This window comes from Collinsella sp. AF15-51, assembly GCF_003462845.1.
GTDB lineage: Bacteria > Actinomycetota > Coriobacteriia > Coriobacteriales > Coriobacteriaceae > Collinsella.
The window spans coordinates 1-15,290 of record NZ_QRYG01000016.1 but is presented as its reverse complement, the minus strand read 5'-3'; the positions used below and the strand labels follow the sequence as shown (position 1 = coordinate 15,290).

Here is a 15,290-nt window from a genome sequence, read left to right as displayed (position 1 = left end):
GGCGGTCTTTTTCTGCCGATAGGCCATAAAAGTGCAAACATTTGCGGAGCGCCTGTTGACGATAGTCAAAACTCGGACTAATCTAGAGACATAAATTGGTCAAAAATCGGACAATCGAATGGTGGGATAGATGAATAGTGCGGTTACGCTGGTCGACTTCAGTCGGTTGCTCAATGGACTCGACCATATCTATTCGGAGTTCTCGCGCGCCTGCGGTCTTTCGGACTGCGCTTACTGGATGCTCGTCGATACCAGCACGGCGGGCGGCAGTGTTGCCGTAAGCCGTCTGACAAGCGAATGGTTCTACAACAAGCAGACTATCAACTCGGCCATTAAAACCTTGACGGCGCGGGGTTTCGCCACGCTGGAGTTTGCCGAAGGCAGCCGTAAGAACAAGGTTGTGCGTTTGACCGAAGCGGGCAGGCGATTTGCCGAGCGTTATGCGTTGCCGGCGCAAGGGGCCGAGCAGAGAGCCTTCGATGCCCTCGAGCCATGGGAACAGCGCGAGATCATGCGCTTGATCGGTAAATTCTCCCAAGTCCTGGGCGACGAGTGCGAGGCATTTAAGCAGCAGATGGCAGCCGAAAGTCAGATGCAAGATCGACGTGAGGGGGAGTCGTGCGACTGCTAATGAGGTTTTTGAAGCCCTATCGAGGGCTTGTCGCAGTGACGCTGCTGGTGCTGTTGGTGGATAACGTCGGCACGCTGTTGGTGCCTACAATGTTGGCGAATATGGTCAATACCGGTATCACGACGGGTGATGTCGACTACATCCTGCGCAACGGCCTGTACATGCTTATCGCGACCGGCATGGCCAGCGGCGGCGCGGTGCTGGGCTGCTATCTTTCGGCCCGTCTGGCTGCCAACGTGGCCTGTGACATCCGCAATGCCGTGTACGACAAATCGCTCGAGCTCGCTGCCAGCGACTTTAATCGTTTTGGCACGGGATCGATGATCACACGCTCACTCAACGACATCAACGTGATTCAGCAGGCAATCCTGCAGACGATTCAGTTGGTGCTGCCGGTGCCGTTCTTGGCCGTGGCGGGCATCATCTTCGCCTGGTTTATCGATCCCGCCATGGGTACGCTGCTGGGCGCAGTCGTGGCGATCGTGCTGGTGGCGGCGGTCTTTACGGTGGCTAACGCCGCGCCGATTTTTATGCGCCTGCAGAGCTTTATCGACCGCATGAACGTGGTGCTGCGCGAGAACATCGTGGGCGTGCGCGTCATCCGCGCATTTAACAAGGAGCGCCACGAGGAGCAGCGCCTGGACGAGGTGTTTAGCGATTACGCGGCCAATGCCATCAAGGTCAACCACCTGTTTGTGGGTCTCGACAGCTCCAGCTTCTTTTTGATGAACATCGCCGAGGTGGCGGTGCTGTGGGTGGGCGGCAACCGCGTGGGCGTCCATGCCATGCAAATCGGCAGCATCTCGGCCGTGCTGGAGTACGCGCTTCTGATCCTGTTCTTTGTGATGATGGCGCAGATGGTAGTACTGACGCTTCCGCGCGCCGCGGCGTGCCTCAACCGTGCGCAGCAGGTGCTCGAAATCGAGCCGAGCATTGTGGACGGTAAGGCTACGCTGGGCGACGGGGCACCTGAGTCCGCAGATGGGGCCGACGCGGTGGCCGTGTTCGACCACATGTCGTTCCGTTTTGACGATGCCGACGAGGACACCCTGTGCAACCTGAGTTTTGCCTGCCGCCGCGGACAGACGACCGCGATCGTGGGCTCAACGGGCTCGGGCAAGTCAACGGTGGCCAAGCTCTTGCTTCGCTTCCACGATGCCACGAAGGGCACCATTCGCCTGAACGGCATCGATCTGCGCGACCTTTCGCAAGACGACATCCGCGGGCGTATCGCCTATGTGCCGCAGAAGGCATGGCTGTTCTCGGGTACGGTGGCAAGCAATCTGCGCTTTGGCAACGAAGACGCGACCGAGGCTGACATGCTCCATGCGCTGGAGGTTGCCCAGAGCACCTTTGTGCTCGACCAGCCCCAGGGGCTCGATACGCCGGTGGCCCAGGGCGGCACGAACTTCTCGGGCGGCCAGCGCCAGCGTTTGGCGATTGCCCGCGCACTCATGAAGCGCGCCGACCTGTATATCTTCGACGACAGTTTTTCGGCTCTGGACTTTAAGACCGATGCGGCACTGCGCCATGCGCTGCAGGACGAGACGTGCGATGCCGCGGTGCTCATCATCGCCCAGCGCATCTCGACTATTTTGCATGCCGATCAGATCGTGGTGCTCAAAGACGGCGGGGTCGTGGGCCTGGGCACGCACGACGAGCTCATGGAAACCTGCGAGGTGTACCGCGCTATCGCGGAATCGCAGATGAAGGGAGGTGAGTAGCATGACCGAGGAGCTAAAGAGGCAGAGCATCGCCGATGACGCCGCGGCTGCAGAGACAGTCGAGGAGACGGGCGCCATGCCCGTCCTGGACGAAGCCGCCAAGACGGCGGAGCGCGAGGCTCGCCGCCAGGCACTCTACGAGGAAAACGAGCGCGCCGAGGACGAGCGCGCCCGCGCCGAGGCGGAGCGCATGCGCGACGTTGACGACGAGGACGAGGACGAGACGCCCCGCGATACCTGGGCGACGGTGCGCCGCCTGTGGAGCGAGGCCGCCGGCGACCACTGGCGCTTCTATATCGTGTTCGCGAGCATCGTGTTCTATGCCATCTTTAACACTGCGGCGCCGGCTTACAGCGCCCGCGTGATCGATGAGCTATGGGGGCACATGAAGGTGGCGTTTGCCAACAACACTACCTTCAGCATTACCTGGGAGAACTGCGGCAGGACCATCTTCATCTACTTTATGATCTGGACCGCCGCCGCCTCGTTCTACGCACTCCAGAGCTTTTTGATGTCGAGCGTTGCCGAGCGCCTCAACCTGCGCCTACGCAACCGCATCGCACAAAAGCTCAACCGTCTGCCGCTTGCCTACTTTGACGCGCATCGTCCCGGCGAGGTCGTCAGCCGTGCGACCAACGACTTGGACAAGATGTCCGAGAGCATGCAGCGCGGACTGCTGCAGTTGCTGGTGTCGATCGGTACCGTGGTGGGCGCCGTGAGCGTGATGTTCGTGTTTAGCGTGCCGCTCACGCTCGTCTTTTTGTTCTTTACGGCGCTTTCGCTGCTGGTGACGAAGGTCGTGTCGCGCCGCACGCACGATGTGACGGGCGAGCGCCAGGAGTGGGTGTCCAAGATTACGAGCGCGGTCGAGGAAGGCTACTCGGGCCGTCTGGTGATCCGTGCGTTTAACCGCGAGCGCCAGAGCTCTGCCGAGGTACACGAGGCTTCGAAGGAGCTGGCGCGCGTGAGCACCAAGGCCGACTTTATGATTAACGCCGTCGGCCCTGCGGTGCGCTTTATCGGCCGTTTGGCGCAGATCGTGATTGCGCTGGTGGGCTGCAGCATGCTGGTTGCCGGGCATATGACCGTCGGCGTGTTCCAGGCGTTCTTCCAGTTTATCTACGAGGCGTCCGAACCCATGACGCAGTTGTCGTTTACCTTTAACTCGCTGCAGAGCGCGCTGGCGAGCGCAGAGCGCGTGTTCGACCTGCTCGATGAGCCCGAGATGGAGGCCGATCCGCAGTCGGGCGAGGCTGCCAAGCTGCCGGGCAAGGTGGAGGGCCGCGTCGCTTTTGAGCACGTGCGCTTTGGCTATGCGCCCGACAAGCCGCTCATGCGCGACGTGTCGTTTGCCGCCGAGCCGGGTCAGAAGATCGCCGTGGTGGGAACCACGGGTGCGGGTAAGACCACGCTCATCAATCTGCTCATGCGCTTCTACGAGATCGACGGCGGCCGCATTACCCTCGACGGCGTGGATACGAGTCGTATGGCTCGCGGCGAGCTGCGCCAGCAGTTTGGCATGGTGTTGCAGGACGCCTGGCTGTTCGATGGCACCATTGCCGAGAACATCGCCTATGGCTGTCCCGAGGCGACGCGCGAGGAGATTGTCGCGGCCGCACGTGCCGCTCAGGTCGACTTCTTTGTGCGCACTATGCCGCAGGGCTACGACACACGGGTTGCTAACGATGCCGAGAGCATCAGCCAGGGCCAACGTCAGCTGCTGACCATCGCGCGCGTGCTGCTCAACAACCCGGCGATCCTCATCCTGGACGAGGCGACGTCGAGCGTGGACACGCGAACCGAGCTTGCCATCGGCCGCGCCATGGACGCGCTCATGCGCGGGCGCACGAGCTTTGTGATCGCGCACCGTCTGTCGACGATCGTTGATGCCGACCTCATCCTGGTCATGGATCACGGCAATATCATCGAGCAGGGTACGCACAAGGAGCTGCTGGCTGCCGAGGGCGCTTACGCCGACCTCTACCTAAGCCAGTTCGCATAAGGTGACAAAGGGGCAGCCCCGCATGTCGCATCGAAAAGAAGGCGCGCCGGGGGCGGATTCCCTGGCGCGCCTTTTGTGTTGGCGTTCATGCTGTGGCGGCTGCCCACGGCCCTAGCGCTCGTCCACGAGCTTGGCGACGAGGGCTTTGAGCTCGGCCACCTCTCGCTCGAGTTCCTTGACGCGACGGGCGTTTTCGTTGATGCCCTGGCGGTTGAGGGCGCTCTGCTCGGCGGCATCGTCGGGCATGTACTCGCGATGCTGCTTGGCGTCGAAGCTCTCCTCGAACACGCGGCAGCCGTTGCGCTTGATGATGCGCCCGGGCACGCCCACGACGGTGCAGTTGTCGGGCACGTCCTTGACGACGACCGAGTTGCCGCCGATCTTGACGTTGTCGCCAATGTGGATGTTGCCAAGCACCTTGGCGCCCGTGCCCACCGTGACATTGTTGCCCAGGGTGGGGTGGCGTTTGCCGGTCTCGTTGCCGGTACCGCCGAGCGTGACGCCTTGGTAGAGCACGCAGTTGTCGCCCACAATGGTGGTCTCGCCGATGACAACGCCCATGGCGTGGTCGATAAAGAAATGTTTGCCGATCTGTGCAGCGGGATGAATCTCGACGCCGGTGATGTGGCGGGTGACTTGCGAGAGCACACGGGCGAGCGAGCGATGGCCGTGCTCCCACAGCCAGTGCTCGGGCACGTGGTTCCACTTGGCGTGCAGGCCGGGGTACGAAAGAAAAATGACCAGACCGTTTTGCGCGGCGGGGTCCTGCGCTTGGACGGTCTTGATGTCCTCGCGAATGGTATTGATAAAGCTCACTGGCCGCCCTCCCTCAGCGCCGTGACAATGCGATTCAATAAAGTATAGCGATTCGCTAGGGATTAAGGAGGGCGATCTTGCTTTGCTTTGGGCGACAAGTGTCAGTTATGCAAACTTGCTGGTAATGGAGTCATGCTTTTGTGGGGTTGCGCACGAGGGGGCGCCGCAACCGTATACTGGTCAACTTGGACGTGTCCGCGCCCACAACTGAGAGGTTTTACTTCATGGGTTTCATCAATTTTATCGCCGAGCTGCTCAAGGACCCGCGCACTGCGATCGCCAGCTGGATCGCCGCTGGCCCGCTCATGGCCTACGGCTGCGTGTTCCTGATCATCTTTATCGAGACGGGCGTGGTGTTCTTCCCGTTCCTTCCCGGCGATTCGCTACTGTTTGCCTCGGGCTTCTTTGCCCACAACGGCGGCTTTAACATCGTGGCTCTGCTGGCCGTCGCATGGGCCGCAGCCATCCTGGGCGATCAGTGCAACTTTATGATCGGCCACTTCTTTGGCCGCAAAATCATCGCCTCGGGCAAGGTAAAGGCCATGACGCCCGAGCGCATCAAAAAGTCCGAGGACTTCCTGGACAAGTGGGGTCACCTGGCCATCTTCCTGGGTCGCTTCTTCCCGTTTATCCGCACCTTTGTGCCCTTCATCGCCGGTATGGGCGGCATGCACTGGCGCAACTTTGTCATCTATAACGTGCTGGGCGGTATCACCTGGTCGACGGTCTTTACGCTGCTGGGCTATTTCTTTGGCGGCATCCCCTTTGTGCAGGAGCACTTTGAGCTGCTGATCGTGGGCATTGTTGCCGTGTCGATCATCCCGACCGTGGTCGGTCTGGTTAAGGCTAAGCTGGGCAAAAAGAACGCGTAGCTCGAGCCAGCGCGCAAACCGTGCAGTTGAGGCCCGTCACCGTTTACGGTGGCGGGCCTCTTCAGCTTCGGTCAAATGAAAATACTTTAGTTAGTTAAAGAAAAACGTTTTATCCGACGCGCGTGCGGAGTACAATCTCGTGCATGCGAATCGACGTGCCATCGGCTTTGATGCCGTTCGCGTGTCCCGTCCGGCTCTACGCTCCGGGCGTGCGACGTTGCGACGCGGTCGGCCTCGGTCCTTGCGTGCGAGTTCGCGAGTATGCAACTGTGTATGTAAGGAGCGACATATGACTGTCGAGAAGAAGGATATCGATTGGGGTAGCCTCGGCTTTGGCTACATGAAGACCGATTACAGTTACGAGGCTCATTGGAAGGATGGCGAGTGGGACGAGGGCGGTCTGACTACCGACCACACCCTGCATGTCTCCGAGTGCGGTGGCATCTTCCATTACTGCCAGGAGGTCTTTGAGGGCCTGAAGGCTTACACCGCCGAGGACGGCAGCATCGTCTGCTTCCGTCCCGACATGAACGCTGAGCGCATGTATAACTCTGCCCAGCGCCTCGAGATGCCCCCGTTCCCCAAGGACAAGTTTGTCGAGGCCGTCAAGCAGGTCGTTTCTGCCAACGCCGCCTGGGTTCCGCCCTTCGGCTCCGGTGCAACCCTGTACGTGCGTCCGTTTATGATCGGCTCTGGTGACGTGATCGGCGTGGCTCCCGCTCCTGAGTACACGTTCCGCATTCTCGTGACTCCGGTCGGTCCGTACTTTAAGGGTGGCCTCAAGCCCGTCAAGCTGCGCGTTTCCGAGTACGACCGCGCCGCACCGCACGGCACCGGCAACATCAAGGCTGGCCTGAACTACGCCATGTCCCTCAAGCCCACGATGGAGGCCCATCGCGAGGGCTATGCCGAGAACCTGTATCTCGACTCTGAGTCCCGCACCTATGTCGAGGAGACCGGCGGCGCGAACGTTCTGTTCGTGAAGGAGGACGGCACGCTCGTCGTTCCGCAGTCGCACACTGACTCCATCCTGCCCTCCATCACCCGTCGCTCGCTCGTTCAGGTTGCTCAGGACCTGGGCATAACCGTCGACCAGCGCCCCGTCGAGTGGGCCGAGGTCAAGGCCGGCACCTTTGTGGAGTGCGGCCTGTGCGGCACCGCCGCCGTCATCTCCCCGGTGGGCGAGATCGACAACAAGGTCTACGGTGCCGACGAGACCGTGACCTTCCCGGCTGGCTACACCGAGATTGGCCCCGTGATGAAGAAGCTCCGCGAGACCCTGACCGGCATCCAATCTGGTGCTGTCGAGGATAAGCACGACTGGGTTTACACCGTCGCGTAAGCTGTCTTAGCTGTTCGGCCCGAGGGCAACCTTCCTTTCCGGCGCGTCCTCGGACATGAAAGAACCTCCGCTGCGCACTTCGTGCGGCGGAGGTTCTTTCGTCCTGCGGAGTGCGCCGGAAAGGAAGGTTGCCCTCGGGCCTGCGTTACCTCGGCGCTGCCGTTACGGGCAATATAGATCTGAATTAAAGATGGCGCGCGGCCTTTTAGGCCGTGCTTTTGTTTTGGTTCGCGCCATGTGGGGGTGATGGCGACGTGCATTTTTGCGAGTATTCTGCAATCGAAGGCCCCTGCATACCGACCTCGGGCAAAAAATCGGGATTTCTCGATGTTTTCTACGAATGATGGGCGGGGTTATGGGCTGACAGCGTTTGATTTGCAGGGATATTTGCGCTCTTTGGCATTTATCGCGGCGCCCGAAGCCCTTGGTTATGTTGAATACTCCTAAAAATGCACGGCGCTTAGAGGGGGAGCTTCGCGAAAAAGGAAACCGCCCCGTCGAAGTATGCATTCGACGGGGCGGTTTATGCATTTGGCCGATTAAGGATGCGCTGCCAAACTACTAGAACTTGACGGTCGGGGCCTGGCGGGCTGCTTCGGCGGCCTCGAAGCCCTGGCGCTCCTTAAACTGGAAGATGCCGGCAAAGATGACAGCCGGGAACGTCTGAATGGCGTTGTTGTAGCTGAGCACGCAGTCGTTGTAGCTCTGGCGTGCATAGCTAATCTTGTTCTCGGTATCCTCGAGCGACGCCTGCAGCTGCGTAAAGTTGGTGTTTGCCTTAAGGTCGGGATAGGCCTCGGCTACGGCGAAGAGCTGGCGTAGCGCACCGGTCAGCACGTTGTCGGCCTCCATCTTGGCCTCGGGCGTGGTGGCCTTGACGGCGGTGTTACGCGCGCTGATCACGGCGGAGAGCGTCTCTTGCTCGTGCTTGGCGTAGCCCTTGACGGTCTCGACCAGGTTGGGGATCAGGTCGTTGCGGCGCTGCAGCTGCGTATCGATGTTCTGCCAGGCGTTATCGATGCGGTTACGCTTGGTGACCATGTTGTTGTAGATGCCGGCGATGGCGCAGACAATCACAATGACAACAACGATGCCGATGATGACGGTAATCATGATGTCTCCGTTTCGAATGGCCGCGGCGGCATGCGCCAGCTGCCGTTGGTATAACGCTACTAGTATACCCGCAACGTTTTGCCGTGCCGAACTTTCCGGTAAGCGTTATGTTTTCGGCGGGGTTGGCACCGGGGCAAAGCGCGCGAGGTACAGGTGTAAGATATGCGACAGATTGTCGAGTGTTGTCTTTGCCCTGAGGATGGCGATACCAGTGGACCTTCGCATTAAGAAAACCTACCGCGCCCTGTTCGATGCCTTCACCGAGCTTCTCGAGGAGCATCGTTTTGAGGACCTGACGGTTGCCATGCTGTGCGACCGGGCCATGATTCGCCGCACGACGTTCTACAAGCACTTTCGCGACAAGAACGATTACTTTGCCTTTTATATCGATGAGCTTATGTCGGGTTTGCCGCAAAAGCGGGTTGGCGAGGGCGGCACGGTGTCGGCTGACGACGTGCGCGTGCTTCGCCACGAGGTGTTCACCGACGCCATGGACCTGATTCTTGCCCATGAGCAGCTCATGGACAACATTTTGGCGAGCAGCATGTCGGGCATGCTGACCAGCATGATTTGCGACCGCATTGCCCGCTCTATCCGCGAGCGTGTGATGAGTGCGTTAGACGAGGACGCGCTTGCGCCCGTGTCGCTCGACACGACGGCTGAGTTTGTCGCCGGCGGCATTATTCGGCTTTTTACTATGTGGTGGGAATCGGGTCACGATCTGGAACGTCGCTCCGAGATGGCCGACGTTGTCGATGCGCTGTTCGAGCGAACCATGACGCCGGTGCATCACTAAAAGTGGCGGAGAGAGGGGGATTCGAACCCCCGGAACGCTCTCGCGCTCAACGGTTTTCAAGACCGCCGCATTCAACCGCTCTGCCATCTCTCCGTGAGTCGTAATGATAGCATCGTTTTGAATTTGCAACAGGGAAGGCGAACGATGACGATCACCGAAATCGACGAGAAGTTCATGCGCGAGGCGTTGGCGGAGGCGCGAGCCGCCGCGGCGGTGGGCGAGGTGCCCATCGGAGCCGTAGTGGTGCGCGACGGCGAGATCGTCGCGAGGGCGCATAATCGTCGCGAGCTCGATCAGGACCCTTCGGCGCATGCAGAGTTCGCGGCCCTGTGCGCCGCTGCCCAGGCGCTTGGCCGCTGGCGCCTTTCCGACTGTACGGTCTACGTGACGCTCGAACCCTGCTGCATGTGCGCGGGGCTTATGGTCAACGCGCGCGTGGGGCGCTGCGTGTACGGCGCGGCCGATGCTAAGGCGGGCGCTCTGGGGTCGCTATACGACCTCAATGCCGATTCGCGCCTGAATCATCGGTTTAATGTGACGGCTGGGGTCTTGGCGGATGAATGCCGCGAGCTGCTGAGTAGCTATTTTGGCGGTCTGCGCGGAGCGGGCGGCGCTGATTGCGGTTGTGGGGCCGATCTTGAGGCGCATACCGCTCATGCTGAGGCGCTCGCGTGTGCCGAAGAGGATGCTGGCGCGGCGGTTGACTTTGGCCCCGCGTGCCGCCGGCCCCGTCGCGTGCTGCTAGCGATCGACTCCTTTAAGGGCAGCGTTTCGAGTGCACAGGCGGAGGCGGCGGTTGCCGAGGGCGTGCGCCGCGTTTGGCCCGATGCCGAGCTGAACGCTTTGCCGCTGGCAGATGGTGGCGAGGGAACGCTCGACGCCATCGCCGCGTGCGGCGGTGAGATTGTGACCTGCGAGGTGGCAGGTCCCTTGGGCAAGCGCACGTCTGCCCGGATGCTGGTTGATGTCGAGCGCGAGTCCGCGGTCATCGAGATGGCCGAGGCGGCCGGCATTGGGTATTCGCCTTGTACGGAGTCATCGGCGCTGGCTGCTACAACCTATGGCGTGGGCGAGCTCATGCTTCGCGCGGTTCGCAAGGGCGCAAAGACACTCTATATTGGTCTGGGCGGCAGTGCCACCAACGACGGTGGCGCCGGCATGCTGCAGGCGCTGGGCGCGCGTGTGGTCGATGACCAGGGCTGCGATATCGCTCCCAGTCTTGCAGGCCTTGAACACGTGGCGAGTATCGATTTGGCGCCATCGCTTCGGGCACTGAATGGCGTGCGTGTCGTGGTGCTTTCGGATGTCGAGAATCCGCTCGTAGGGCGTCGCGGTGCGCTGGCAGTGTTCGGTGGACAGAAGGGTCTGCCGGCGGATGATGCCGAGGCGCTGGGCAAGTACGACAGCTGGATGGTCGGCTACGGTCGTCTGCTCGATACGGCAATTGTCGAGGCTCGGGCCCAGGGGTTGTTGCGCACACCCGAGGGCGCACGGACATTTGGCTCGGTGCTCGGCGTGCCCGGCGCAGGTGCCGCCGGCGGCCTGGGTGCCGCGCTGTTGGCACTTGGTGCCGAGTTGCGTTCGGGCGTTGAGACCGTGCTCGACCTTGTGGGATTTGACGAGCGCGTGCGTGATGTCGACCTGGTCATAACGGGCGAGGGCAATATGGACGAGCAATCCGCCGCCGGCAAAGCGCCGGTTGGTGTGGCCCGCCGTGCCAAGCGATATGGCAAGCCGGTGGCCGCTGTCGTGGGCGGTCGTGCCGACAACCTGGATGCGGTATGTGAGCAGGGTATTGACTTGGTTTTGCCGATTTGCCGCAAGCCCATGGACCTGGAACAGGCACTCGATCCGCAAGAAGCCACAACCAACCTCATCTGCGCCGGCGAGTCTGCCGCGCGAGCCTACGACCTCGGCCGCATCTAGAAAAGTAGTCTTTTTAGGACGGGGCTTTTTTGACTACCCGCCAGTCAAAAAGTAGTCAAAAAAGCCCCGTCCCAAATTAGCTGTCTTGCCCCATCGGGCGGGAGCGAGTAAGATATACCGAGCGCCTAGCGCGTTCGATGGGTTCGGATGACGACATGTTCCGAATCTGGTCAGGTCCGGAAGGAAGCAGCCATAAGGAGCCTCTGTCGGGCATCCGGATCCATCGAGCGCACGGGCTTTCTTTTTGCGCGGTTTTACCAAACCGCGCAATGCTCGACGCTGCGCGCCACCCAGAGCGACAATTTGTCATTCAAAAGGCAAGGCATGACCAGAAGGTCTATGCCTTGTCTTTTTCATGCCAACTTGTTCGCTCTTGATGGCGCTCGCTGACTGCGCCAAGACATCAATGGCTACGTGGTTCAAGAGACGGCGGCGTTGCCATCTGTTTTTACAAGTAAAGAGGCCCGTTTCCCTGATTTTGGTTGGGGAAACGGGCCTCTTTGTCTATGGGCTTGTAGATTGGTGGGAGCGATATGCTCTGGCAGCTACTTTGAGTTCTTGATGCGGCGTACACCCGCGGTGGCTATTCCGAACCCTGCGGCGGCGATTCCTGCGAGTGTGATTGCGCTCGGCGCTGCGTCGCCCGTGTTCGCGAGCTTGCCGGCGGTCGTATCTGCTTGCTTGGTGGAGCTCGATGGAGCGTATTTGCCGGTCGCGGGCGAGCTGGCGGGCTGTGCCGTTTCGGCCGGCTGCGCTGAGCTGGAGGGTTTTGTCGTCTCGGTCGGTTGCGTTATCTCGGGCGAGGCGGCCTTGTCTGCCGCGGCCTTTGCCTCTTCGTATGCCTTGCAGGCGTCGTCATAGGCCGTTTGCGCTTTTTTCAAATTGTCGAGGAGCGCATCTCGCCAGGCTATGAACTGGTCGATATGGGCTTTATACTTCTCTGCAGCACGCTCACAGTCATTAACTTGTCTTTCCTGCCTTTTGAGGCGGTCCTGGGCCTCGCGGAGCTCCATTTCGCAAAAGTCAACTCGCGCTTTTGCCGTTACGATCTCTTGGTGCAACGACTTTATTTGCTGTTTAATAGTTTCGGCAAGCTCCTCGTCGCCGAGTGCTTCGACTGCCTTAAGCTCCTCAAGCTTCATGTCTAATTTTTCCTGGAGCTTGCTTACCCGGTTGATGGCCTCGTCGTTTTTGGCTTGGGCTGCATCGATGTCCGCTTGCATGGTGGGAAGGGATTCCCTCAATTCGGCGGCTTGCGCCGCCATCTTGTCGCGGAGCTCTTGAAAACGGGCAATGTCATCATTGAATCTCGCAATTTTCTCGCGACTTGCGGCGTCTTTTGCGGCCTCGAGGTTTTTGAGCGCTTCCTGCATGGCTGCATACGCTCTTTCTTTTGCGGCGGCCGCGTCTTCTGTCTGCGGGGCGCCCGAATTGCCGTTGGCGGCGCTCGTCTGCGAAACGGCCGCACCGGTGGGGGAACTGGTTTCTGCCGCGATCGCCGTTACGGGGGCGATTCCCGCGACAAGTGCCGCGGAAAGGGCGATGCCCACAGTTGCTCGTCTTGCTCTTCTTGCGAGAATGTCGTTCATCTCGGCACCTCATTTCAAGGGTCGGCGACTAACTTGGTAGCACTAATGTAAGTATATCAGGCAGTTTGCCCGCCATTGATCGGGTGTGCGCGTATACCCCTTGATTAACAGCCATTAAATCTATCCCTTAAGGAACGCGGCTTGCTAGTGTTGTCTGGGCATTGATGGCTGCGTGGTACAAGAGACGGCGGCATTACCATTTGTTATTTCAAGTAAAGAGGTCCGTTTCCCTGGGTTGGGGAAACGGACCTCTTTTTGTCTCTTGGCTTGTGGATTGGCGAAGACAATAACCGCTGGCAGCTATTTTGAGTTCTTGATGCGGCGTGTGGCTGTGGCGGTTATTCCGAGGCCTGCGGCGGCGACTGCTGCGAGTGCGATTGCGCTCGGCGCTGTGTCGCCCGTGTTCGCGAGCTTGTCGGCGGTCGTATCTGCTTGTTTGCCGCTGCTTGTGTTCGCTTGCTTGGTGGAGCTTGGTAGGGCGTCTTTGCCGGTTGCAGGTGAGGCAACGGGCGGTGTCGCCTCGGCGGGTTGCGTTGAGCCGGAGGGAGGCGCTGTCTCGGTCGGTTTCGTTATCTCGGGCGAGGCGGCCTTGTCCGCCGCGGCCTTTGCCTCTTCGTATGCTTTGCAGGCATCGTCATAGGCTATTTGCGCTCTTTTCAAATCGTCGAGGAGCGCATCCCGCTTGGCTGTTTCTCCGTCGAGATGGGTTTTATTAAACTCCACTTCGCTTTCAAAGAAATAAATCAGGCTTTTATGACTTTCGAGGCGCATTCGGCAGTGCTCAAGCTTATCTTCACAGGAATTTTCTTGCATTATTGCCTCTGTGATCGCCTCTTGCAACTGCCGAATAGTTTCGGCAGGAGTCGTGTAGTCGATTTTATTTAATTCTGCCTCAAGGGCTCTTGTCCGGTTGTGGGCCTTATCGCATTCGGCTTGAGCTGCATCGACGTTCGCTTGCATGGTAGGAAGGGATTCTTTATATATGGCGGCTTGCGCCAAATTCGTGTCGTAGTTCTCTTGAAAAATGGCAATTTTAGTATCGATTTCCGCAATTTTCTCGCGACTTGCGGCGTCTTTTGCGGCATCGAGGTTTTTGAGCGCTTCCTGCATGGCTGCATACGCTCTTTCTTTTGCGGTGGCCGCATCTTCCGTCTGCAAGGCAACTGCACCGGTGGGGGAGCTGGTTTCCGCCGCGATCGCCGTTGCGGGGGCGATTCCCGCGACGAGTGCCGCGGAAAGGGCGATGCCCAAGGTTGCTCGTCTTGCTCTTCTTGCGAGAATGTCGTTCATCTCGGCACCTCATTTCAAGGGTCGGCGGCTCAACTTGGTAGCACTAATGTAAGTATACCAAGCTATTTGACCCGACACTGGCTGGGTGTGCGCGTATACCCCTTGATTAACAGCCATTAAATCTATCCCTTAAGGAACGCGGCTTGCTAGTGTTGTCTGGGCATTGATGGGATCGCGTGGTACAAGAGACGTCGGCATTACCATTTGTTATTTCAAGTAAAGAGGTCCGTTTCCCTGATTTTGGTTGGGGAAACGGGCCTCTTTTTGTCTCTGGGTTTGTGGATTGGCGAAGGTAGTATGCTCTGGCGGCTATTTTAAGTTCTTGATGCGGCGTGTGGCCGTGGCGGTTATTCCGAGTCCTGCGGCGGCGATTCCTGCGAGTGCGATTGCGCTCGGCGCTGCGTCGCCCGTGTTCGCGAGCTTGCCGGCGGTCGTATCTGCTTGCTTGGTGGAGCTCGATGGAGCGTATTTGCCGGTCGCGGGCGAGCTGGCGGGCTGTGCCGTTTCGGCCGGCTGCGCTGAGCTGGAGGGTTTTGTCGTCTCGGTCGGTTGCGTTATCTCGGGCGAGGCGGCCTTGTCTGCCGCGGCCTTTGCCTCTTCGTATGCCTTGCAGGCGTCGTCATAGGCCGTTTGCGCTTTTTCCAAATCGCTAAGGAGCGCATTTCGCTTGGCTATGTCCTCGTCGATGTGGGCTTTAGCTTCCTTTGCCTCACTTTCGAAATACTGAACCTGTTTTTCCTGGCTTTCGAGCCGGCGTTGGTAGTGGTGAAGATCATCTTCACAAGATTCTTCTCGCCTTTCTGCCGCCATGATCTCACTGCGCAACTGCTTAATATGCTCCTTAATAGCTGTGCTGGGCGCCTCGTCGCCGAGCTCCTTGAGTACCTTATCTAATTCTGCCTGAAGGCCGCTTGTCCGGTTGTGGGCCTCATCGTATTTGGCTTGGGCTGCATCGACGTTCGCCTGCATGGCGGGAAGGGGTTTCCTCCATTTGGCGGCTTCCGTCACCACCATGTCGTAGATCTCTTGAAAAGCGGCAATGTCATCATCGATTACCGCAAGTTTCTCAGGACTTGCGGCGTCTTTTGCGGCCTCGAGGTTTTTGAGCGCTTCCTGCATGGCTGCATACGCTTTTTCTTTGGCTCTGTTAGACCAAATTTGACACGATCGGCTGTTCGTCGAACCGGAA

At 59.5% G+C, this 15,290-nt stretch carries 12 protein-coding genes, 1 tRNA gene and 1 other RNA gene; 8 read left to right on the top strand and 6 right to left on the bottom strand.

Annotated features, from left to right (window positions below; translation table 11 throughout):
- Positions 1-130 precede the first annotated feature (130 nt).
- From DWW51_RS07855 to DWW51_RS07840, 3 genes are read left to right on the top strand one after another with little or no spacing between them, the layout of a single operon-like run.
- Positions 131-631 carry a MarR family winged helix-turn-helix transcriptional regulator gene (locus tag DWW51_RS07855; protein ID WP_117774111.1) on the top strand — a complete coding sequence of 167 codons (501 nt, stop codon included), beginning with the start codon at positions 131-133 and terminating at the stop codon, positions 629-631.
- On the top strand, positions 631-2,355 hold the full coding sequence (locus tag DWW51_RS07850; RefSeq protein WP_197032220.1) for an ABC transporter ATP-binding protein: 1,725 nt from the start codon (positions 631-633) through the stop codon (positions 2,353-2,355). Before DWW51_RS07855 ends, DWW51_RS07850 begins: the two co-directional genes overlap by 1 nt.
- A gap of 1 nt (position 2,356) precedes the next feature.
- A complete protein-coding gene (locus tag DWW51_RS07840) occupies positions 2,357-4,357 on the top strand; it encodes an ABC transporter transmembrane domain-containing protein (protein WP_197032219.1) in 2,001 nt (666 codons plus the stop codon).
- Between the two features lie 111 nt (positions 4,358-4,468).
- Here the strand turns inward: DWW51_RS07840 and cysE are convergent, their stop codons facing one another.
- Positions 4,469-5,173: a serine O-acetyltransferase gene (gene cysE / locus DWW51_RS07835; protein ID WP_117774107.1), complete on the bottom strand. Its 705-nt coding sequence runs from the start codon at positions 5,171-5,173 to the stop codon at positions 4,469-4,471.
- A 224-nt stretch (positions 5,174-5,397) separates the two neighbouring features.
- Here cysE and DWW51_RS07830 point away from each other — a divergent pair, with 224 nt between their 5' ends.
- Positions 5,398-6,045 (top strand): DedA family protein, encoded by a 648-nt coding sequence (locus DWW51_RS07830; protein WP_117774106.1) that lies wholly within the window; start codon positions 5,398-5,400, stop codon positions 6,043-6,045.
- A 289-nt stretch (positions 6,046-6,334) separates the two neighbouring features.
- Positions 6,335-7,387 (top strand): branched-chain amino acid aminotransferase, encoded by a 1,053-nt coding sequence (locus DWW51_RS07825; RefSeq protein ID WP_117774105.1) that lies wholly within the window; start codon positions 6,335-6,337, stop codon positions 7,385-7,387.
- A 561-nt stretch (positions 7,388-7,948) separates the two neighbouring features.
- Here the strand turns inward: DWW51_RS07825 and DWW51_RS07820 are convergent.
- Positions 7,949-8,500: a LemA family protein gene (locus tag DWW51_RS07820; protein ID WP_082421874.1), complete on the bottom strand. Its 552-nt coding sequence runs from the start codon at positions 8,498-8,500 to the stop codon at positions 7,949-7,951.
- Between the two features lie 211 nt (positions 8,501-8,711).
- On the opposite strand from DWW51_RS07820, the gene DWW51_RS07815 reads away from it, so the two are divergent.
- A complete protein-coding gene (locus DWW51_RS07815; RefSeq protein WP_117774104.1) occupies positions 8,712-9,296 on the top strand; it encodes a TetR/AcrR family transcriptional regulator in 585 nt (194 codons plus the stop codon).
- A 3-nt stretch (positions 9,297-9,299) separates the two neighbouring features.
- Here the strand turns inward: DWW51_RS07815 and DWW51_RS07810 are convergent.
- Positions 9,300-9,389 (bottom strand) — tRNA-Ser (locus DWW51_RS07810).
- A gap of 51 nt (positions 9,390-9,440) precedes the next feature.
- Between DWW51_RS07810 and tadA the strand changes: the two genes are divergently transcribed.
- Complete coding sequence (gene tadA, locus DWW51_RS07805) at positions 9,441-11,222, top strand: tRNA adenosine(34) deaminase TadA (RefSeq protein WP_117774103.1); 1,782 nt, start codon at positions 9,441-9,443, stop codon at positions 11,220-11,222.
- 134 nt (positions 11,223-11,356) lie between these two features.
- Positions 11,357-11,452, top strand: an RNA gene (gene ffs / locus DWW51_RS07800) — signal recognition particle sRNA small type.
- 315 nt (positions 11,453-11,767) lie between these two features.
- On the opposite strand, the gene DWW51_RS07795 is transcribed toward ffs, so the two are convergent.
- The 3 genes from DWW51_RS07795 to DWW51_RS07785 form a co-directional block, all read right to left on the bottom strand.
- Positions 11,768-12,811, bottom strand: a complete 1,044-nt coding sequence (locus DWW51_RS07795; protein ID WP_117774102.1) for an LPXTG cell wall anchor domain-containing protein — start codon at positions 12,809-12,811, stop codon at positions 11,768-11,770.
- Positions 12,812-13,111: 300 nt separating this feature from the next.
- Positions 13,112-14,101, bottom strand: a complete 990-nt coding sequence (locus DWW51_RS07790) for a hypothetical protein (RefSeq protein ID WP_117774101.1) — start codon at positions 14,099-14,101, stop codon at positions 13,112-13,114.
- Between the two features lie 309 nt (positions 14,102-14,410).
- Positions 14,411-15,290: LPXTG cell wall anchor domain-containing protein (locus DWW51_RS07785; protein WP_231501609.1), on the bottom strand; the 880-nt coding region annotated here is incomplete at its 5' end.